The following is a 22,311-nucleotide window of genomic DNA, read 5'->3' on the forward strand; positions in this document are numbered from 1 at the left end:
TTTGGGGGGCGTAAAGCCATGAAGATCACTGCGCGCGAAATGAACCGCATCGCTGGCATCATCGACCGTGTGGTCGGCGAGCTGGATGTTCGGGCGGCGGCGGCGGAACAGCGCCATCTAGTGCGCGACGAAGCCGCGCGCGTGATCGAACAGCTGGCCGACGCGCGCACCAAGGCCGCCGAGCGTCTGCGTGACAGTCTGGCACGCCTGATCCAGTTGATGGACGCGCCCGAGCCGGTCGAGACGGCGGGCAAGCCGCGCTCGGCCCGTTCATGGCAGACGCTGATGAAGGCGTTTGCGGCCCTGCTGGGCGGTGTGGCCTTTGCTCTGCCGGCAGCGGCTGCCCCGACCGTGGGCGAGACCTTCACCCACCCCTTCTATCCGGGCAAGACCCTGACCTGGGAGGTTGTCGAGGCCGAGGGTTATGTCGCCGTCGATCAGGACGGCATGAACTACAGCTTCCTGGCCATTCCGGCGATCGGATCGCAGTTGGCTTATGACTATGTCGGCGATCAGTGGCAGACGGCGACGGTGGTCGGCTATCAGACGGCTTCGGGGGCCTTCACCACTTCGATCGTTCAAGGCGCGGACGGCCTGTTCTATGATGCCGTCACCAGCGAGCTGATTACCCATGCCTCGACCGGTACCGTCGATATGGGCGTGCCAACCGTAGAGCGTAACGTCAGCCTGACGGCCGCCAGCGGCGGCGGCACTCAAGTCGAGTATCAAAACCCGACCACGTCCAGCGCCAACCAGATCCAAGTCATCCGCAAGGGCAACAGTGGCAAGAACGGCAATAACGCCGTGCTGTTCGTGCCTGCTGCCTCGGGTAAGGCCGGACAGAATGGTCCGGCCATTGATCAGGACTTCTCGATCAATACAGACATTGATGTTGTCGCCAACCGCTCGCCCGCGGTTCACGTTGCCAGCATTGGCGGTAACGGTGGCGACGGCGGTGATGCCTACCTCAGCGTGGTCGGCGGCGGCAAAAAGGGTGGCGCGGGCGGCAGCGGTGGCCATGTAGAAACGACCATCAGTGGCTCGGGTGTGGTCACGACCAACGGGACCGCGTCGCACGGCGTCGTCATTCAGTCCGCGGCAGGTGTCGGAGGTGAAGGCGGCAGCAATTTTGTCTCCACCGGCGGCACGGGCTCGGGCGGTATCGCCGCGAACGGCGGCAATGTGGACGCCACCGTCGACGTCGAAATCCGCACCATCGGCAATGAATCCCACGGCGTGCTGATCCAGTCTCTGGGCGGTGGCGCGGGCAAGGGCGGCAGTTCCTATGGCCTGTTCGGCTATGCCACCAACGGCGGCTGGGGCGGCAATGGCGGCAATATCGTCGCTACGGTGAACAACACCATCCGCACCGAAGGTCTCAGCTCGCACGGCGTGGTGGTGCAAAGCATCGGCGGTCAGGGCGGTGACGGCGGCGGAGCGGGCGGCATTGTCGCCTTCGGTGGTGACGGCGGCATCGGCGGCAACGGCGGGACGGTCGATCTGACCCTGAATGGCAATGTCACCACCTTGGGCGCAGGCTCTTATGGTGTGGTGGTCCAGTCCATCGGTGGCTCGGGCGGTAACGGTGGCGCGGCCGGTGGTCTGGTAGCGCTGGGCTCCAAGGGCAGTGAAGGCGGGGCCGGTAGTACGGTCGACTTCACCATGGGCGCAGGCTCCAGCATTACGACCGACGGGCTTGGATCGTTCGGCGCGGTAGTCCAGTCGATTGGCGGCGGCGGCGGCAACGCCGGTGCCTCGGGCGGTCTGGTTTCGGTTGGCGGTCGTGGCGGCGCAGGTAGCCACGGCGGGGCCGTCACGACGGATCTGGCCGGCGATATCCTGACCAAGAAAGACGGCAGCGTCGGCCTTGTCGCACAATCCATCGGCGGCGGCGGCGGTACGGGTGGCATCAATGTCACCGGTGCGGTGTCACGCACAGGCTCGCCCATTGCTCTGGGTATCGGCGGTTCGGGCGGCAGCGGCGGCGATGCAGGCACGGTCACGGTCGCGCGAGGCTATGAAGTTGACGGCACGGCCACGGGCGGCCTGATCTATACCCACGGTGATGGCACATCGGGTCTGGTGGCCCAGTCCATCGGCGGTGGCGGCGGCAATGCCGGCTATAATCTGGTGCTGGGTCTCAAGCCGACCGGCTCGGGACAAGGTGGCTCCGAAGTGGGCATGCTGATGAACATCGGCGGCTCGGGGGCAGGCGCAGGTTCGGCCGACAAGGTCGACGTGCGCCACGACGGCACCATCGTCACCCAAGGCAATCTGGCCGACGGCCTGGTGGCCCAGTCGATTGGCGGCGGCGGCGGCAGCGGCACCTTCAATCTGGCACTGGGTGTCTTCAAGGACGCCCGCGCGGCCATGACCCTGACGGTGGGCGGTGCGACGGGTGCTGCCGGTCGTGCAGAGTCGGTGAATGTCCATCACCGCGGCGACATCTTTACCCACGGCGAATTGGCGCGCGGTATCGTTGCCCAGTCCATTGGCGGCGGCGGCGGTAATGCCGGCACGGACTTCGGTCTCGGCATTCTGGCCAAGGCCGGTCTGACCGTGGCTCTTGGTCGCGAAGGCGGCACCGGCGGGGAAGGCAGCACGGTCGACGTCGATGTCGATGGCCGCATTGTCACCCAGGGCGAACTGTCCGACGGTATTCTGGCCCAATCGATTGGCGGCGGCGGCGGCACGTCCGGCGCTATTGCCGTCAGCGGCAGCTTCAAGACCCCCGAGGACGAGTCCATGGGCGGCTCGATCTCCATCGGTCTGGAAGGCGGTCAGGGCGCAGAATCCGACGATGTCAGCGTCCGCTTCGCTGGTGAGCTCTACACCTCCGGCGACGACGCGCGCGGTATCTTCGCCCAGTCGATTGGCGGCGGTGGCGGTGTCGGCGGCGGAGCCAGCGCGACCCAGTTCATGGCGACCGGCAGTGCCAATATGGCGATTGGCGGCACGGGCGGCCTCGGTGCCATCGCGGGCAATATCGATATCGACAATTTGGGTCTGATCCGGACCAGCGGCGAAGGCTCTGACGGTATTCTGGCCCAGTCGATTGGCGGCGGCGGCGGTATGGGTGGCTCCACCCGCGTCATTGGCTTCCAGATCGCAGCGTCCAAGGGCACGACCCAGAACACGGCGGTCTTCGCTGTCGGGGGCTCGGGCGGAACGGGTGCCGATGCCGGTCAAATCGACATTGCCAACTCCGGCAAGATCATCACCGACGGTCTGAATGCCAACGGCATTCGCGCCCAGTCGATCGGCGGTGGCGGCGGTATCGGCGGTGCTGTGTACGCGATGCGCGTTCAGGGCCCCGGCGATAACAACTCGGTCGAACTGATGATCGGCGGCGCAGGCGGTACCGGCGGCAACGGCAATCTGGTCGACGTCGCCAATACCGGACTGATCTACACGCTCGGCGATAATGCCGCGGGCATTGCTGCTACCAGCATCGGCGGTGGCGGCGGTGACGCCGGCACGGTTCTGTCGCTCACTCTGGATGGTGCCGTGGGTTCGCGCAGCAACCGTCTGGTGACCACCATCGGCGGTTCGGGCGGCACGGGTGGTCTGGGCGGCGCTGTCGTGGTCAGCAATCTGGCCGTGGATGACGAAGAGCACAGCGGCACCATCATCACCGAAGGTCTGGGCAGTCATGGCATCATGGCCCAGTCGATCGGCGGTGGCGGCGGCAACGGCTCGACCGTCCTCAACGTTCAGGCGGGTCTCAGCTCGGCTGACAGCGTGATCGGTGGTCTGGCCATTGGTGGTACGGGTGGCGCGGGCAACCTGGCCGGCACGGTCGATGTCGAGAATGCCGGTCTGGTCTACACCAGCGGCGATAACGCCCACGGTATTCTGGCCCAGTCGATTGGCGGCGGCGGCGGTAACGGCGGTCTGTCTATTGTCGGCAATCTGCTGATCAATCCGTCACCGACGGCTCCTGTCGTCAGCCTTGGCGGCTTTGGCGGTGACGGTGGCAATGGCAACCGCGTAACCGTCGACAACTCCGGTTCGATCCTGACGACGGGTGCCAATGCCCACGGCATTGTGGCCCAGTCGATTGGCGGCGGTGGCGGTAACGCCAATGTCGGCCTGTCCGCAGGCACCGATCCGCTCAGCGCCCTTGCGTCGAATGCGCTCAGCTTCGCGCTGGGCAATGTCGGTGGTGGCAATGGCGGCATCGGCGGCGAGGTGGTGGTCAACCACTCGGGCGATATCACTGTCACCGGCGACGGCTCGGTGGCCATCAAGGCCGAGAGCATCAACGGTGGCGGCGGTACGCTGGCGCTGGATATCTATGGTCTGATCGGCCTGCCGGGCATGCCCTATGTCGACATCGTCGGCATCAAGGTGCCTGCCGAGCCCGCCATCGTCGCGCGTCTGGGTGCCGAAGGCTCCACCTCGATGAACGCAGGCAAGGTCACGGTGAACACCACCGGCACCATCAATGCAGGCGGTGACCGCACGGTCGCGGACTTTGCGCAGGCGATTGGCGGGGGCGGCGGTACGCTGAACCTGAATGTCGAACTGGCCGAGTTCAGCCATATGGCCGACGCACAGGCCACCGGCTTCAACGTCATGCTGGGCGGTATCAACGGTGCCCAAAACGCTGCAGCTGATATCGACAGCCAGCATGATGGTGCCATGGTAGCGGCTGGCAACATGGCCACCGGCATTCTGGCACAAGCCATCGGCGGCGGCGGCGGCCGCGGCGTTATCAATATGGTGGCTCTGGATGCGGCGGCAATCGCTCGCGGTGCGGTCACCTTGGGGGCCGTAGACACCACGGACGAAACCGGCGGTGCGGTTGAACGCGACCAGACCGGTGCCGTGCTGACGGGCGGTGATTATTCGACCGCCAGTGTGCTGCAATCCATCGGCGGCGGCGGCGGCTCTGTCGTGGCCAATCTGGACGGAGACAACGACGGCGTTGACCTGCGTCTGGGTGCCCAGGGCGGTACCGGCGCGGACGCCCGCAATGTCAGCGGCGACTATGCCGGTGGCGTCCAGACCTTCGGCGCGTACGCCAGCGGTCTGGTGCTGCAATCCATCGGTGCCGGCGGCGGGGAGATCCGCGTGGCCGGAGCGGCGGATGCACCGGTCGTGCTGGGCGGTTCGGGTAACGTCAACGGCGATGCGGGTAACGTCAGCCTGAACCATCATGGCATGATCCTGACCGAAGGCACCGGTGCCCATGGTCTGGTGCTGCAGTCCATCGGTGGCGGCGGTGGTGCCGTGTTCGGTAATATCAACGGTCCGGTGACCCTGTCCTCGACCAACACCGGCAACGGTGGCGATATCACCCTGACGCAAGACCAGCTGATCGTGGCGCGCGGTGCCAATGCCTTTGGCGTTATCGCCCAATCGCTGGGCGGCGGTGGCGGCTGGGTGGATGGCCAGTTCGCGGGCTCGGCCGGTGGTCAGGGCTCGGGTGGCAACGTCAGCCTGTCGTTCGCCCAAGGCATCTATGCGTTGGCCAACAACTCGGTCGCTGTCTTCGCGCAGAGCGAAGGTGGCGATGGCGCGGGCAACATCTCGCTGGACCTGCACGGTGCAGTGCGCGGTGGTGACGGTGAGGGGGCTGCCGTGCGTCTGGCCGGTGGCCAGAACAACCGCATCACCAGCGATGTCATGCTGTCGTCGGTGTCGGGCTGGGCCATTCAAGGCGGCACGGGCAATGATCGTGTCATCAACAACGGTCAGGTGTTCGGTAATCTTGACCTGGGCGCGGGCGACAACCGCTTCATCAACCGCGCAGGGGCCAGCTTCATGGCCTTTGACACGATCAGGTTGCGTGAGGGCGAGCCGACACTGTCGGCCCGGTCGTTTGTGCCGACGGCTATGGTCATCGAGGGCGCGGAGGCTACCTTCACCAATGAAGGCGTCTTCCGCATGGGTCTGGATGCCGCAGGCTGGCCGATCGATCTGGCCGCAGGCGAAACCTTCGGCAACTGGGATGATCTGGCTGCCAAGCAAGACAACGTCTATTACGGCGCGCGGGCCATCACGACCGTGGAACTGGATGGCAATTTCGTCCAGACGGCCAGCGGCAAGTCGGTGTTTGATGTGGCGTTCGGCGATTATGCCTCCGACCGCGTCAACCTGACGGGCGATGCCCATGTGGACGGCCAAATCGCCATCAATCTGATGTGGCTGGAAGATGCCGAGGCCGTGACCCTGTTCGCGACCGAAGGTACCGGCTCGGTCGGCGATGTGCAGATCGACGGCACCATGGCGCTCAACTTCTCGCTCAAGGGCGACGATGCGGGCGTACACCTGCTGGTGGAGAGCGACTTCGGTCAGACCTTCCTGCGTCCGAACGAAGAGCGTCTTGGCGGTCATATGGACTCGGCCCTGCAAACGGGCGGTGCCGCTGGCCTTGGTCGCCTGATGGCGGCGCTGGGCAATATGGTGGCCGGTCAGGAAGACCTATATCAGGCCATCTTCACCGACCTGAACCCTGAAGGCCACGTCGCTGCGATGCAGACCCAGTACTACGGCGCGACCCAGTTCGCGGATCGTATGTTTGGCTGTGGTCTGGGCCGCGAGACGGCGCTGGACCGCTGTGTCTGGGGCGTGGGTTCGACCACCGCCTTCGATCAGGAAGAGACCGGCGAATACTGGGGCGCAACCAGCCGCATCTTCAATGCCCGCGTGGGCATGGAGCAGCGTCTGAATGCCGACTGGGCCCTGTCTCTGGCAGCGGGCTATAACAGTCTGCAACGTCAGCAGACGGTGCGCATGAATACCCAGGGCGACGGCTTTGACGTGGGTGCGGGCCTGATCCGTCAGGGGGCCAAAGGCACTGATCTGCGCCTGACCGCCACCGGTGGCTGGCAATGGCTGGAAAGCCAGCGCTATGGCTATGTGTTCGACACCATGGTCGGCCACTCCAAGGGCCAGAACGGCTATCTGCAGCTGGGTGCCGAACTGGGCCACACCGTACGCGCGGGTGAGTTCTTCCTGCGTCCGGCTGTGGGCGTGATGGGGACTGCCCTGATCAACGGTGACTATGCCGAACGTGGCTGGGATGGCCTTGGCGCACGCGTCGAGGGTGACACCCAGTATATCGGGGCCATTGAGCCGAAGGTCACCACGGGTTGGACCTTTGATCCGGCACAGGGTGTGAATGCGGCGCTGTCGCTGACGGCGGGCCGTGTCCATCGCTCGGAGGATGGCATCAGCCTTCCGATCCGCCTGATGGGGGCCTCCACCGCATCGGATGCGGCAGACATCACCACCCCGCTGGATCGTGCGGCATGGAAGCTGGGCTTCGAAGCCAAGATCCGCACCGACAGCGGCGTCACCTTCCAGGCCGGCTATGACGGCCAGCTGGGCGACAAGGCCGATGTCCACACCGCATCTGTCAGCGTCCGCTGGAGCTTCTAAGCGGGCGAGGATAAAGGGCGAGGATCACCGGATCCTCGCCCTTTTCTTCAGCGTCGTTCGGAGGCGGGACGCTTCAAACGTGCCTAAATGAAGGTACCAATCGGATCTTTTAGAACCTCGGCCATTCGGGTTCGCGCGGGGGCGGCTGCAGAGGACATTTTCCAGTCTTCGGACCAGCACAGCCCCAAGGTTCGGGTGAAATCGTAACCTTCGATATCGACCGTCCGGAGCGTATCGATTTTCAGCGACAGGGGCGCGGTGGTGATGCCCAATCCTGCGGCCACCATGCGCAGGCACAGATCGTCATTGTCACTACGCAGAGCAAAGCGGGGGCGCACGCCGTTTTTGGTGAAGAAGCGGCTGGTGTCTTGCAGCCTTTCGCAGGATCGGCGCGCGATCATGACCTCGGCAGCCAGAGCCGCGGGCGGTACAGTCTGTCCGGCCAAGGCATGGCCCGGCGGCACCATCATCACATAGGGCTCGCTCAGCAGCGCCACGGCACCGTCGGCCATGTCTTCGGGACGCAGCAGGGTCAGCGCCGCATCCAGCCGCCCCGACGCCAGCGCCGTGCGAAGGTCGTGGGCGCTGCCTTCCACGATCTCCAGATCATAAAGCTCTGACAGGGTGCTGACCGCCGCCTGCGACATCGCCCCCGACAAGGAGCGCAACAGGCCCAGCCGCACCTGTGGCCAGCGCTTGTCGTCTTCCAGCGTCAGGCTTTCTGCGGCGCGGAAGCCCTGTTCCAACTGTCTGGCGATAGGCAGAAATTTCGCGCCCGCCTCGGTCATTCGTACGTGCTTTCTGTCCCGGATGAAGAGCTTGGCCCCCATCAGCTTTTCCATTTCGGCAATGCCGACAGACAGGGTGGGCTGGGTAATCCGCACCCGTGCCGCAGCTTGCGTAAAGCTGCCTGCATCAACGACAGCGAGGAATTGGCGAACGTGAGAGCGTTTTAACATAGAAAAAACCTATCTGAAACTTCACGAACTTTCCATTTATCCAAAGCGTCGCGGCGCATTAGGGTCTGATCAACGAGGAAACGTTCCAAAGAGAACAAAGGAAAAGTCCCATGCGCGCGACCCCCGATTTTGATTTCGGCCTGACTGAATCTGCCAACATGATCCGCGAGAGCGCGGCCCGCTTTGCCGACGAGCAGATCGCGCCGCTGGCCGCCAAATGCGACGCCGAGGACTGGTTCCCGCGCGAGCTGTGGCCCGCCATGGGCGAACTGGGCCTGCACGGCATCACCGTTGAAGAAGAGTGGGGCGGTCTGGGCCTTGGCTATCTGGACCACGTCATCGCGGTTGAAGAAGTGTCTCGCGCCTCGGCCTCTGTGGGCCTGTCTTACGGCGCTCACTCCAACCTGTGTGTGAACCAGATCCGCCGTTGGGGCACCCAAGAGCAGAAAGACAAATACCTGCCCAAGCTGGTGTCGGGCGAGCATGTCGGCTCGCTGGCCATGTCGGAAGTGAACGCCGGCTCGGACGTCGTCAGCATGAAGCTGCGCGCCGATAAGGTGGACGGCGGCTACCGTCTGAACGGCACCAAATTCTGGATCACCAACTCGGCCTATGCCGACACTCTGGTGGTCTACGCCAAGACCGATATGGAGGCGGGCAGCAAGGGCATCACCGCCTTCATCATCGAGAAGGACTTCGCCGGTTTCTCCATCGGCCAGAAGATCGACAAGATGGGTATGCGCGGCTCTCCGACCGCCGAGCTGGTGTTCGAGGATTGCTTCGTGCCGGAAGAGAACATCATGGGCCCGCTGAATGGCGGCGTCGGTGTTCTGATGTCGGGTCTGGATTATGAGCGCGTGGTGCTGTCGGGCATCCAGCTGGGCATTATGCAGGCCTGCTTGGATACCGTGATCCCGTATGTTCGCGAGCGTCAGCAGTTCGGCAAGGCGCTGGGCACCTTCCAGCTGATGCAGGCCAAGGTGGCGGACATGTATGTCGCCCTGCAATCGGCCCGTGCCTATTCCTATGCCGTGGCGCGTGCCTGCGATGCGGGCCAGACCACCCGTTACGACGCCGCAGGGTGTGTGCTTCTGGCCTCGGAGAATGCTTTCCGTACGGCGGCTGAAGCCGTTCAGGCTCTGGGCGGTGCCGGTTACACCAAGGACTGGCCGGTCGAGCGTTATCTGCGCGATGCCAAGCTGATGGATATCGGCGCGGGCACGAATGAAATCCGTCGCATGCTGATCGGCCGCGAGCTGATCGGCGCACGCTGAGGATAGGTCTATGACGGCTCCTGTTCTGACCTCCATGGTCAATGTCGATAGTGCCGAGGCCAAGGCGCGGGCGGCGTTCAACCGCCAGCTTGCCGAAGAGCTTCGCGCAAAGGTCGCCAAGGCGGCGCTGGGCGGTGACGAAAAGTCCCGCGAGCGCCATATCGCCCGCGAAAAGCTGCTGCCGCGCGAACGGGTCGAGCGCCTGCTGGACCCCGGCTCGTCCTTCCTCGAGATCGGCCAACTGGTCGCCAACGGCCTCTATAACGACGAGGTACCGGGCGCGGGCATGATCTGCGGCATTGGCCGTGTGTCGGGCCGTCAGGTCATGATCGTGTGCAATGATGCCACCGTGAAGGGCGGCACCTACTTCCCGATGACGGTGAAGAAGCACCTGCGGGCACAAGAGATCGCGCTCGAGAACCATCTGCCGTGCGTCTATCTGGTCGATAGCGGCGGGGCCAACCTGCCCAATCAGGCCGAGGTATTCCCTGACCGCGATCATTTTGGCCGCATCTTCTTTAATCAGGCCCAGATGTCGGCCAAGGGCATCGCCCAGATTGCCTGTGTGATGGGTAGCTGTACGGCAGGCGGTGCCTATGTTCCGGCCATGTCGGACGAGACGGTCATCGTGCGCGGCAAGGGCACCATCTTCCTTGCTGGTCCGCCTCTGGTTCAGGCTGCAACGGGCGAGGTCATCAGCGCCGAGGACCTTGGCGGGGCCGAGGTCCATGGCCGCAAGTCGGGCGTGGTCGACCACGTGGCCGATAATGACGAACACGCCCTGACCATCGTGCGCGACATCGTCGCCACCCTGCCGCCGCCGGTGTTCGCCAATGTGAACCTGCGCGAGCCGGTCGAGCCGAAGTTCGCTGCCGAAGACCTTTACGCCATTGTGCCGGAAGACGTTCGCGCTCCGTATGATGTGCACGAGGTGATCGCCCGTCTGGTCGATGGTTCGGAGTTCCACGAGTTCAAGGCGCTTTACGGCACCACTCTGGTGTGCGGCTTTGCCCACATCCACGGCATGCCGGTGGCCATTCTGGCCAACAATGGCGTGCTGTTCAGCGAGAGCGCGCAAAAGGGCGCGCACTTCATTGAACTGGCCTGCCAGCGCAAAATCCCTCTGCTGTTCCTTCAGAACATCTCCGGCTTCATGGTCGGCGGTAAGTACGAGTCCGAAGGCATCGCCAAGCATGGTGCCAAGTTGGTGACGGCGGTCGCCACTGCCAATGTGCCCAAGATCACTGTCCTCATCGGCGGTAGCTTCGGCGCTGGCAACTATGGCATGTGCGGCCGCGCCTACAGCCCGCGCTTCCTGTTCACATGGCCCAACAGCCGCATCAGCGTCATGGGTGGTGAACAGGCCGCCAGCGTGCTGGCCACCGTACACCGCGACGCGGCCAAGTGGACGCCGGAAGAGGCCGAAGCCTTCAAGGCTCCGGTGCGCCAGAAATACGAGGACGAGGGCAACCCCTATTACGCCACCGCCCGCCTGTGGGACGACGGGGTGATCGACCCTGTGCAGACCCGCGATGTGCTGGGTCTGGCGCTGGAGGCCGCGCTTCAGGCTCCGATTGCCGACCGTCCGTCCTTTGGCGTGTTCAGGATGTAATGCGATGATGAAATCTGTTCTGATCGCCAACCGTGGCGAAATCGCCTGCCGTGTCATCAAGACCGCCCGCCGCATGGGTATCCGTACCGTCGCCGTTTATTCGGATGCCGATGCGGATGCGCTGCACGTCCGCATGGCCGACGAGGCTGTGCATATCGGTGCGGCTCCGACGCGCGAATCCTATCTGGTCGGTGACAAGATCATCGCCGCCGCTAAGCAGACGGGGGCCGAGGCCATACACCCCGGCTATGGCTTCCTGTCCGAGAATGCCGAGTTCGCGCAAAAGGTCATGGATGCGGGCCTGATCTGGGTCGGTCCACTGCCCAAATCCATCACGGCCATGGGCCTGAAGGATGCCGCCAAGAAGCTGATGGACGAGGCCGGTGTTCCGGTCACGCCCGGCTATATGGGCGACAACCAAGACCCGCAGCACCTCAAGGCCGAGGCCGACAAGATCGGCTATCCGGTCCTGATCAAGGCCGTGGCCGGTGGTGGCGGCAAGGGGATGCGTCTGGTCGAACAGGCCGACGACTTCCTCGACGCCCTTGCCTCGTGCCAGCGCGAGGCGGCGGCTTCGTTCGGCAACGACCATGTGCTGATCGAGAAATACATCCTGTCACCGCGCCACATCGAGGTGCAGGTGTTCGGTGACAGCCACGGCAATGTCGTCCACCTGTTCGAGCGTGATTGCTCGCTGCAACGTCGCCACCAGAAGGTGGTCGAGGAGGCTCCGGCCCCCGGCATGGACGAGGCTACGCGAGCCGAGCTGTGCGCCGCCGCGGTCCGCGCCGCCAAGGCCGTGGATTATCGCGGCGCGGGCACGATCGAGTTCATCGCCGATGGCTCGGAAGGCCTGCGCGCCGACCGCATCTGGTTCATGGAGATGAACACCCGCCTTCAGGTTGAACACCCTGTCACCGAAGAGATTACGGGCGTTGATCTGGTGGAATGGCAGCTGCGTGTCGCTTCGGGCGAGCCGCTGCCGAAACGTCAGGACGAGCTGTCGATCAATGGCTGGGCCATGGAGGTCCGCCTCTATGCCGAGGACCCGACCAAGGGCTTCCTGCCATCCATCGGCAAGCTGGATGTGTTCGACTATCCGGACCATCTGGTGCGCGTCGATACCGGCGTGGAAGAGGGCGCGGAAATCAGCCCCCACTATGACCCGATGATCGCCAAGTTGATCGTCCATGCCGATACGCGCGAGGAGGCGATTGCCGATCTGCGTTATGCGCTGGACGAGGGCGAGTGCGGCCCGCTGATCACCAATGCGGGCTTCCTCTATCGCGTGCTGGGCGATGAACAGTTCGCGTCGGGCACGGTCGATACCGGTCTGATCGGTCGCAAGCTGGAAGAACTCACGGCGCGGCCTGAACCCTCCGTGGAAGGCCTGCAACTGGCGGCAGCCGTGCTGATCGGTGGCGGGCCGGGCGTCTGGGCTTCGTCGGGCGGGCTTCGTCTGAATGCTGGCGCCAAACGCCAGATGCGACTGGCCGACCAGTTTGGTCGTGATTTCACCGTTGAGCCAGGTGAGGGCGTCGAAGGCGCTTCCAAGCGCCAGATCGTCCTGAACGAAGGTGGCGAGCGACTGGTGCTCAAACCGTGGCGGGCCGTTGGCGGTGCTGATGGCGGTGTCGGATCCGGCTCCATCCTCGCCCCCATGCCGGGTAAGGTGATCGCGGTGGAAGTGGCCGCAGGCCAAACTGTCACAAAGGGCCAGAAGCTGCTGACCCTAGAGGCCATGAAGATGGAACACACCCTGACCGCCCCCTTCGACGGCGTGGTCGAACAGGTGAACTGCGCCGCCGGCGATCAGGTTCAGGTTGAAGCCCTGCTGGTCAAGATCGACACCGAATAACGAGTTTTTAGTCCCAAAACTGCCCAAGGGCCTGCCTCGCCGCAGGCCCTTTTGGGTGGCCTCAGCTCAGAGATTTCCAGGTGCCGGTGGCGGAGCCGTCATAGGATGTCGCCTCGAATACACCGCGCGCGATAGCGCGGGCGAGGGTGTCGGCGGCGACATTGCCGAGGCGGCTGACGGCGATATTGCGTAGGGCCGGATCGTCGATCTTGATCTTGCCGGTGGACAGGACAAACACCGTATCACCGTCGAACGGGGCGTGGGCCGGACGGATGGCACGTGACAGGCCGTCCTGCGCCATGATGGCGAGACGCTGGCACTCGACGCGCGTCAGGGCCACATCGGTGGCGACCACGGCGATGGTGGTGTTTTCGCGCGGTCGCGGATTGAATTTTGCGCTGCCCCATTCCTCGTGGGCTGCCGAAAGTTCGTCGCTGCCGAGGCCGCCGAACTCTGTCTCGATCTCATAGGGCGCGGCCCAGAACTGGCGGCTGTCAGGGGCGATGGCCGAGCCGACGCTGTTGACCGCGGCGATGGCTCCGACCGTCCACCCATCATGGGTGACGGCGGAAGCCGAGCCTATGCCGCCTTTGAGACCACCGGCCTGTGCGCCATAGCCTGCGCCTTGGGTACCAAGGGCGAAGGTCTCGCCCGCGCCTTCCAGGGCTTCGACCGCCAGACGGCGATAGGGCGTGTCCATGCCCCACTGTTTGTTGCCGCCGTTAGCCAGATCGTAGATGCAGGCGCTAGGCACAATGGGCGAGGGTGGAACGCCAGCACCGCCGCCCATGCCATAGCCCCGTCCGCGCATGCCCATCCATGCGGCGATACCGTCTGCGGCGGCAAGGCCATAGACAGACCCACCCGACAGAACGATGGCGTCTACCTCCTGCACCAGATTTTCAGCCTTCAGCACATCGGTCTCGCGACCAGCGGGGCCACCGCCGCGCACATCTACAGCCGCGACGGCAGGCGTCTCGGCGAGAATAACCGTCACGCCTGTACGCGCATCGGCATCATGGGCCTGACCGATCTTGATACCCGCCACATCGGTGATCAGGTTGCGCGGGCCGGTTTTTCCCTTGGGTTTGGTCACGCGGCTCTCCTTGGCGGCGGCAGTTCCTGAAGCGGCTGCGGCGGCACCCAGCATGGCTCCGCTGAGAACAGTGCGACGGTTCATAGTGCAGGCTCCGTAATCGGGATCAGTTGCGGCGTGGCGGCGACAAGTCTTTGTGTGGCGGGATGGCTCGGTCGGGCAAGGACTGTTTCGGTTGGCCCTTGCTCGACGATACGGCCCGCTTCCATCACCAGCACACGGTCGGTCAGGCGGCGCACCACTTCCAGATCATGGCTGACAAATAGCAAAGCTATGTTGTGATCCCGTGTCAGCATCGACAAGAGATCAAGAATGCGCGCCTTGACCGAAACATCCAGCGCCGAGACCGCTTCGTCCAGAACGATTAGGTCCGGCTTGGTCATCAGGGCGCGGGCGAGGGCCACGCGCTGGCGCTGTCCGCCCGACATCTGGTGCGGCAGGCGATTGAGGAAGCTGGCATCCAGACCGACCTGTTTCAGCGTTTCGGTCGCCAGACGCTGGGGGTCTTGAGGCGGGCTGTCGAGCAGATGGAGCGGTTCGCACAGCGAACGGTAAACGCTCCAGCGCGGATCGAGGCTGGCCCCCGGATCCTGGAATACGGGCTGGATGCGTTGGCGCATCTCGCGCTGACGGCATTTATCGGTCCAGTCGAGGCCATTGATCAGGACGCGCCCGCCCTGAACAGGCTCCAGCCCCGCCAAGGCCCGCAGAAGGGTGGACTTGCCACAGCCGCTTTCGCCGATCAGGCCGACGCTCTCACCGCGCTGGATCGACAGGCTGACGCCATCGACTGCGCGGATTTCCGGCCCCTTGCCGAACAGTTTGCGTGAGCCGGCATAGGTGCGGACCACGTCCAAGCCTTGCGCCACCACAGGGGCTTCCGGCGCTGGCAGGATACGCGGAGGCGGGCTGTGCGTGGCGTCGCGCAAGAGCGCCTGACCGTATTCGCTTGTCAGTTGACCACGGCCCAGAACCGAGGCGGGCGCGTTCTCGACGATTTGGCCGTTGCGGATCACCACCACGCGGTCGGCCCGTTCACGCGCCACGGCCAGATCATGGACGATCAGAAGCAGGCCGGAGTTGTCGGTTCTGGCGCGCTGACATAGCAGGTCCAGCACCTTGGCCTGATTGACGGGATCAAGCGCGCTGGTGGCTTCGTCCGCGATCAGTAGGCGCGGTTTCATGGCTGTCGCCATGGCGATGGCCACGCGCTGGCGCTGGCCGCCTGACAGCTGGTGCGGATAGAGATCGAGCGTAAAGCGCGGGGCGGCAAGGCCCGCATCATTAAGCGCCTTGCGGGCCGCAGCGCGGCCCTCGGCTCTGGAACATCGGGTGTGGATGCGCACCACCTCGGCCACCTGATCGCCGATAGTCATGACGGGGTTCAGTGCCGTCAGCGGTTCCTGGAACACCATGCCGATGTCGCGACCACGAATGTTCTGAAGTGCACGATCATCAAGTGCTGTCAGCGATTGACCGTCCAACAGGATATCACCGCTGATCTGCGCATGATCCGGTGCGAGGCCCAGAACGGAAAGCGCCGTCAGTGACTTGCCGGAGCCGCTTTCACCGACAAGAGCTACGATCTCGCCTACGGCAACGGACAGGTTAATGCCCAATAGCAACGGGCGGTCATCCAGCGTCAGCGACAGGTTGCGAATATCCAGAAGGCTCATGGCTTAGACCTCCCGTCGCAGGCGCGGGTCGAGCCGGTCGCGCAATCCATCGCCCAGCAGGCTGAGCGCCAGCACGGTCACGAAGATGGCAAGGCCGGGGAAGATGGCCAGCCATGGCGCGGTGCCGATCAGGGTCTGGCTTTCGGCCAGCATCCGGCCCCAGCTGGGCGCGGGCGGCTGGGCACCAAGGCCAAGGTAGGACAGGCCCGCTTCTGCCGCCACGCCGACGGCGAACTGCACGGCGGCCTGAACGCTGAGCAGGCCCAGCACGTGCGGCAGGATGTGCTGGATCGATATGGACAGGTTGGAGCGACCGGAGGCGCGTGCGGCGGTGACATAGTCGCGCTGCCACAGGCCGCGTCCGGCACCGCGCACTACGCGCAGGAAGACGGGGATGTTGAACACGCCCAAGGCGATAGCGGCGTTCAGCGCGCTCGGCCCTGTCGCGGCGGCCAGCATGACGGCGGTCAGCAGCGACGGGAAGGCGAAAACGAGGTCGCCGCCACGCATGATGACATCATCGGCAAAACCCTTGCGTGAGGCGGCCCATAGGCCGAGCGGTACGCCGAACAATAGGCCGATCATCACGCCTGCGCCCGCGACGCCCAAGCTGTTGGCGGCTCCGGCCATGACCAGCGAAAGCACGTCGCGTCCCAGTGCATCGGTGCCGAAAGGGTGGCCTGCCGATGGCCCCATAAGGCGACTGGCGGTGTCCTGTGCCAGCGGGTCATGCGGTGTCCACACCAGAGCCAGCAGGGTAGCCGCGACTACGGCGACGGCGAGCGCCACCCCGATCTTTAGTGACAGCGGACGGATGGGGCGGAGGCGGTCGAGGCCTGCGAAAATCATCGGCCGCTCCTGTCGTTGTCGCGTTGTCGCGGGTCTGCCATGGCATAGGCGATATCCACCAACAGGCTGACCACGACCACCACGGCGACCAGCACCATGATCACACCTTGCACCACGATAAGGTCACGCTGGCTGACGGCCTGGAAGGCCAGACGGCCAAGGCCGGGCAGGGAAAAGACGTTCTCGATCACCACGCCACCCGCCAGCAGGAAGGGCGCTTGCAGGCCCAGAACCGTCAGCACCGGAATCCACGCATTGGGCAGGGCATGGCGGATCAGCGCCGCGTTTCGCGACAGACCCTTGGCGCGGGCGGTGCGGACATAGTCCTCGTTCAAGGTGTCGAGGAGGGAAGTTCTCAGCACGCGGGCGAGAATGGCCGCTTGAGGCGCGGCAAGGGCGATGGCGGGCAAAACAAGAGAAGTCCAGCCGCTGTAGCCGCCTGCCGGAAACCATCCGAGCGTGACGGAAAACAGCAGGATCAGCAGAAGGCCCAGCCAGAAGTTCGGAATGGCAATGCCCGCCTGCATCAGGGCGATCAGCCCGCCATCTGCCGCCTTGCCGTGATGGCGGGCCGCCAGCAAACCGATCGGCAGGGCTATAATGACAGACAGAGTCAAGGCTGACAGGGCCAGCGGTAGGGACACGGCCAACCTCTCCCCGATCAGGGCGGTGACCGGGGTTTGATAGGTATAGCTGGTGCCGAAATCACCGCGCAGCAGGCCACCCGTCCAAGCCAGATACCGCTCGACCAATCCGCCGTTCAGACCCATCTGCTCGCGCAAGGTGGCGATGGCCTCAGGGCTGGCGTTCAGGCCCATCATATAGGCGGCGGGATCACCCGGCAGGACCTGCAACAGGCCAAAGATCACCACCGATGCGGCCAACAAGGTCAGGCCGTGGCCGAGCAAATGCTTGGCGGTCCATGCTGCCCCGAGCTTCCAGACGCTGAAGGCGAGGGCGGCGGTCAGGCCGACTGCGATGATCCATGCCCACGACAGTGAGGAGGCCGTGCGCGTCGAAGCCGCTGCTCCCGCGCCCTCCATGTGGACACCTGTCATGTCATTGGCGGCAATAGGCGAGTTTATCCACAGACCCTCGACACCATTGCGCGACACGCCGATGCGCGATGACTGGAACAGGAAAACATTGACCGCATCCTCGGCGATCAGTCGTTGCAGATCGCCTAAAAGACTCAGTCGTGTGGCCTCGTCCGGTGCGGTATTCACCTGTGCCAGCAGGGCATCGAACGCCGCACTGTCATAGCCGAAATAGTAGTCCTTGCGGCCGTAAATGTCATAGTCTATCGGCTCGACGTGCTCGACGATGGTCAGGTCGAACTGCTTGCGACCGAACACCTGATCCAGCCACTGCGCCCATTCCAGTGTCTCGATTTTCACGCGCACACCGGCCTCGGCCAACTGGCTGACCAGCACCTCGCTGCTGCGCGTGGCATAGGGTCGCGGCGGGATGCGAAGGGTGAGGTCCAGCCCGTTGGGATAGCCGGCCTCGGCCAGCAGTTGGCGGGCCTTTTCCACATCATGTGGATAACGATCCGTCAAATCGACATAGCCCGAGGCCTGACGCGAATAATGGCTGCCGATGGGCTGGCCGAAGCCGAACATGGCCCCGTCGATAATGGCCTTGCGGTCGATGGCGTATGACAGGGCGCGGCGCACGCGGATGTCGTTGAACGGCGCGCGGGCATTGTTCATCGCCATGATGACCTTGCCCTCGGACAGGCCCTCGGTCACGCGTAGGGCCGGATTGCGGCGCAGCTCGCCCACCGTTTCAGGGGCCGGATAGTTGGGGAATGCATCCACATCGCCCGCCCGCACAGCGGCAAAGGCAGCGGCAGGGTCGCTGATAAAGCGGAACACCACGCGGTCTGTTTGCGGCGCACGGCCCCAGTAATCCTCGCGGCGGACCAGTTCCAGTTCGCCCCCGCGTTGCCAGCGGTTCAGGCGATAGGGACCGGTGCCGACAGGCGCTGTGGCATTGGTACCGACACTGTCAGGCGACACCATGGCCGCATCGCCCCATGCCAGCAGATAGGGCAGGTTGGCGACGGGCCGCGACAGGCGGATGGCGACGGTGTGGGCGTCCACTACACCCACCGCTCGTATAGGCGCGAACAGGGCCTTTTGAGCGTTGGTCGAGCCCTCTGCCACGATACGTATGAGGGAAAATCGGACCGTCTCGGCGTCGAAGGCCGCGCCGTCGCTGAAGGTCACGCCCCGCTTGAGGTGAAAGGTCCACGACAGGCCGTCCGGCGACGCGCTCCAGCTCTCGGCCAGTTGCGGCGCGACCGTGCCATTGGGCGTCAGTCGCGTCAGACCCTCGAAGATGTTGGCATAGGTGATTTCGTCCACGGCTGCCGCTGCGCCCGTAGTCGGGTCCAGATGCGGCGGCTCCAGCGGCACGCCGATGACAATACGGCTTTGCGGGCTATCAGCTGCGGCGCCAGGTGCGGCCAGCAGTACCAGTGCCGCCGACAACGCCTTGGCCACGCGCAACACGCCAGATTTTGCCGCTAAAAATGCCAAACAGACCGACCGGAGTATGCGCTTACCCCCGTAAATGTGGGGCGGCTGCAACCTAGAGGCAGACGTAGCCTTGCGCCATAGTCACTTGGTTCAAAGACAAGGAGAGGCACATGTCTCTGGCCGCGATTGCCCTTGGCAGTATCCTGATGTCGATGCCCGCTCCGACGGGACCAACGGCTGGCCATGTCTCTTTAGAACACTTCGACGGATGCTGGGCAGGCACAGGGGATGTGACCGGCTTGGAGGTCACCGCCAAGCTGAAGGTCAGCCCTATCTTGTCGGGCACTCACAGGCTGTTCGAGCTTGAATCCCATTTAAAGACCAACGCCAATGACCGATATTCTGCGCACATCATTGTAGCCGAAACCGCCGACGTACCCGGCGTTCTGATCAGCTATTACGCTGACAGTTTTGGAGGCGATTTTGCTGCAAGCGGGAAGGGAACGATCGAGGCTGATGGTCTCAGCATCGAGTATGCCCGTCCCAGCTATCCAGAAGTGAACCAATGGAAGATAGACGGCTCTGTTCTTAGATGGACCAATACGGTGGTTCGTGCCCTTGACGATCAACTGGTCGCCCACACCTATGAGATGTCGCGCGTCGGCTGCACTGGTGCCTGATAAAGAAAAGGGCGGCTAATAGCCGCCCTTTTCGTCACGGATTAGAAGTCCATGCTCAATCTCACGCCCACGGTGCGGCCCTGACGGGGGCTAGTGGTGGGGCGTGAGGAGGAGTTGAAGCCGTTGCGGGTCTCTTCGTAATAGGTGTCGAACAGGTTGCGCGACCACAGCGACACGCGCCAGTTGGCATCTGATGGGCCAGCGGTCAGGCTGGCATTGGCGAGCCAGTAGTCGTCGATGATCGAGGATGCGGTGACGGAGTAAAGCTCGTCACGGTAGTTGTAGTTTGTCTCGGCGCGCAGGTCCCAGCCCTTGAACATCCAGTCATAGGCAATCTGACCGCCATAGTTCAGCTTGGGGAAGCCGAGGCGCTCGCCGGAGCGGTCATTGGTGATGATGATGTCCCATGGGCCGTCTACAGGGTTGGCGGCATCGGTCGCCGCGCCGTCGATGGCGAAATATTCGTCGTACTTACCCGACTTGTAGCCGAGGTTCTGGCTGATGGTCAGGCCGTCCAGCGGCACCCACGTGAGCTCGATCTCGCCACCATAGATGCTGGATTCCGGCACATTGGTGATCTTGCCGAGGCGACCGCGCTCACGGTCGTATTCCAGACCCTGAACCTGCTGGTCCTGATAGTCGTAATAGAAGACTGCACCGTTCAGGCGCAGGCGGTTGTCGAACAGGTCCGACTTGATGCCCGCCTCATAGGCAATGACGGTCTCGGGTTTAAACGGCGTGGCCGAGGTGGCGTTATAGGTGGTGAACCCGCCCGACTTCACGCCGCGCGAGAGGCTGGCGTACAGCATGGCGCTCTCGGTCAGATCGTATTCCAGACCAAGACGACCCGAAACCTCCGACATGTCGGTTCTATAGAGCGTCGGGGAGGGCGGGATGGCGGGTGCCGTCACGGTTCCGGCGCTCAGCAAGGTGCGCTCTTCGGTTTCCCAGCGCAGGCCGGCAATCAGGTTCAGACGGTCGGTCACCTGCCAGCTGTTATGGGTGAAGATGCCAAAGGCCTCGACCTCCTGCTCATAGGCGGTGTTGATCAGGCCACTGACGCCACGGAAGCGGGTGTAGAAGCCGCCGTCATTGGTCTCGTTGGCATAGTGGGCACCGACCATCCATTGCACCGGACCGTCACTGTTGGAGGCAAGGCGCACCTCCTGCGAGAGGACTTCTATCTCGTTGTAGAAGAAGGTGTCGCTTTCGGCGAAACGCGTGCTGTCCCAGTCGTTATATTCGTTGCGCTCGAACGTCTGCCAGGCGCTGATCGAGGTCAGGTCGGCAAAGCCGAGGTCGGACTTGATGCGCAGGGACAGGTCAAACCCTTCGTTGTCGCGCTGGGGCTTGGCACTCAGCCCAAGGCCCGCCACAGCGGCCATGTCGGGCGCAATCTGCCAGCCGGTGATGCGCCATGCCGTGTCCGCCGGATAGGTGAGCGAGCCATCCGCCACGCGGTATGGACCCAGCAGGCGGAAACCGAGGCCGTCAGACTGGTCCTGTTGCCATGTGGCGGACAGATCGACGGTGGTTTTGTCGCCGGCATCCCACGTCAGGCGGCCACGGATGGCGGTCTTGTCGGCGTCGCCCAAGGCTTCGCCTGTGTCGCGGTGGTATTGCCACGCGCCGCCCTGTTCGGTGGTGGCGGCAAGGCGGCCTGAGAGCGCATCGGTGATCGGACCGGAGACGTAGCCCTCGACCTTGTAGCGGTCATAGCTGCCGTATTCGGCATTGAAGCCGCCCGTCAGATAGTTGGTCGGGGCGTTGGTGATGATGTTGACGGCCCCGCCAGTGGTGTTTCGACCATAAAGCGTGCCTTGCGGACCGCGCAGTACCTCCATGCGGGCGATGTCGAACAGCGCGCCTTGGGTTGTGACCGTATAGGGGTGGGCGACCTCGTCGACATAGACGCCGACGGTGGAGGCATTGTTGGACGAATATTCGCGCGCGCCAATGCCACGGATGCGGAACTGGGGCTGGCCGCTGCCGAACTGGCTGTCGACCTCCATGTTCGGGACAGCGTTCTCCAGGTCGTTCACGACCGATATGGCGCGTTCCTCGAGGCTCTCGCCGCCGATAATGCTGAGCGAGACGCCCACGTCCTGACTGGCCTGTTCGCGACGCTGGGCGGTGACGACGATATCGCCGACGCGCGCGACCGGCTGTTCATCCGCCGCCTCGACGGCGTGGGCGGTGCTGGCCATCAGCAGGCAGGCGAGACTGGCGGTCGACACCAATAGGGCCTTGGACATGGGTTTTGGAACCGGAGCAGTGGATTGGAAAGGGGCAGCAATGTCAGGGAAAATGCAGTTTCATTTTCCCGCTCGGATGGCGTCCCGCGTATTCGGATCGCCCGCGCCTACGCGCGCTCTATCGCAATGCACAACTGCACATTGCAGTGCAAAATCTGCTCCCGTCAAGCCGGTTCTGGT

11 protein-coding genes are annotated in these 22,311 nt (G+C 63.9%); 5 read left to right on the plus strand and 6 right to left on the minus strand.

Annotated elements, in window-relative coordinates:
- Nucleotides 1-18: 18 nt before the first annotated feature.
- Entirely contained in the window at nucleotides 19-7,389 is a 7,371-nt protein-coding gene (locus B3B04_RS07235) for an autotransporter outer membrane beta-barrel domain-containing protein (RefSeq protein WP_292041453.1), read from the plus strand.
- A gap of 83 nt (nucleotides 7,390-7,472) precedes the next feature.
- Here B3B04_RS07235 and B3B04_RS07240 read toward each other — a convergent pair whose 3' ends face one another.
- On the minus strand, nucleotides 7,473-8,348 hold the full coding sequence (locus B3B04_RS07240; RefSeq protein WP_292041455.1) for a LysR family transcriptional regulator: 876 nt from the start codon (nucleotides 8,346-8,348) through the stop codon (nucleotides 7,473-7,475).
- A 110-nt stretch (nucleotides 8,349-8,458) separates the two neighbouring features.
- On the opposite strand from B3B04_RS07240, the gene B3B04_RS07245 reads away from it, so the two are divergent.
- From B3B04_RS07245 to B3B04_RS07255, 3 genes are read left to right on the plus strand one after another with little or no spacing between them, the layout of a single operon-like run.
- Nucleotides 8,459-9,622, plus strand: a complete 1,164-nt coding sequence (locus B3B04_RS07245) for an isovaleryl-CoA dehydrogenase (protein WP_292041457.1) — start codon at nucleotides 8,459-8,461, stop codon at nucleotides 9,620-9,622.
- A 34-nt stretch (nucleotides 9,623-9,656) separates the two neighbouring features.
- Complete coding sequence (locus B3B04_RS07250) at nucleotides 9,657-11,234, plus strand: carboxyl transferase domain-containing protein (RefSeq protein WP_292041571.1); 1,578 nt, start codon at nucleotides 9,657-9,659, stop codon at nucleotides 11,232-11,234.
- Between the two features lie 4 nt (nucleotides 11,235-11,238).
- On the plus strand, nucleotides 11,239-13,092 hold the full coding sequence (locus tag B3B04_RS07255; protein WP_292041458.1) for an acetyl/propionyl/methylcrotonyl-CoA carboxylase subunit alpha: 1,854 nt from the start codon (nucleotides 11,239-11,241) through the stop codon (nucleotides 13,090-13,092).
- A 61-nt stretch (nucleotides 13,093-13,153) separates the two neighbouring features.
- Here B3B04_RS07255 and B3B04_RS07260 read toward each other — a convergent pair whose 3' ends face one another.
- From B3B04_RS07260 to B3B04_RS07275, 4 genes are read right to left on the minus strand one after another with little or no spacing between them, the layout of a single operon-like run.
- Nucleotides 13,154-14,272, minus strand: coding sequence for a P1 family peptidase (locus tag B3B04_RS07260; RefSeq protein WP_292041460.1), 1,119 nt, complete (start codon nucleotides 14,270-14,272; stop codon nucleotides 13,154-13,156).
- On the minus strand, nucleotides 14,269-15,864 hold the full coding sequence (locus tag B3B04_RS07265) for a dipeptide ABC transporter ATP-binding protein (RefSeq protein WP_292041462.1): 1,596 nt from the start codon (nucleotides 15,862-15,864) through the stop codon (nucleotides 14,269-14,271). The genes B3B04_RS07260 and B3B04_RS07265 overlap by 4 nt, the downstream gene beginning before the upstream one ends.
- A gap of 3 nt (nucleotides 15,865-15,867) precedes the next feature.
- A complete protein-coding gene (locus B3B04_RS07270; RefSeq protein ID WP_292041463.1) occupies nucleotides 15,868-16,713 on the minus strand; it encodes an ABC transporter permease in 846 nt (281 codons plus the stop codon).
- The gene (locus B3B04_RS07275) at nucleotides 16,710-19,220 is read right to left on the minus strand and encodes an ABC transporter substrate-binding protein (protein ID WP_292041465.1); all 2,511 of its coding nucleotides are present in this window, start codon (nucleotides 19,218-19,220) and stop codon (nucleotides 16,710-16,712) included. The genes B3B04_RS07270 and B3B04_RS07275 overlap by 4 nt, the downstream gene beginning before the upstream one ends.
- Nucleotides 19,221-19,366: 146 nt before the next feature.
- Between B3B04_RS07275 and B3B04_RS07280 the strand changes: the two genes are divergently transcribed.
- Nucleotides 19,367-19,876: a hypothetical protein gene (locus B3B04_RS07280; RefSeq protein WP_292041467.1), complete on the plus strand. Its 510-nt coding sequence runs from the start codon at nucleotides 19,367-19,369 to the stop codon at nucleotides 19,874-19,876.
- Between the two features lie 41 nt (nucleotides 19,877-19,917).
- On the opposite strand, the gene B3B04_RS07285 is transcribed toward B3B04_RS07280, so the two are convergent.
- Complete coding sequence (locus B3B04_RS07285) at nucleotides 19,918-22,131, minus strand: TonB-dependent receptor (RefSeq protein WP_292041469.1); 2,214 nt, start codon at nucleotides 22,129-22,131, stop codon at nucleotides 19,918-19,920.
- Nucleotides 22,132-22,311: the final 180 nt, after the last annotated feature.

Origin of the sequence: Brevundimonas sp. UBA5713 (genome assembly GCF_002419815.1) — a bacterium.
GTDB lineage: Bacteria > Pseudomonadota > Alphaproteobacteria > Caulobacterales > Caulobacteraceae > Brevundimonas.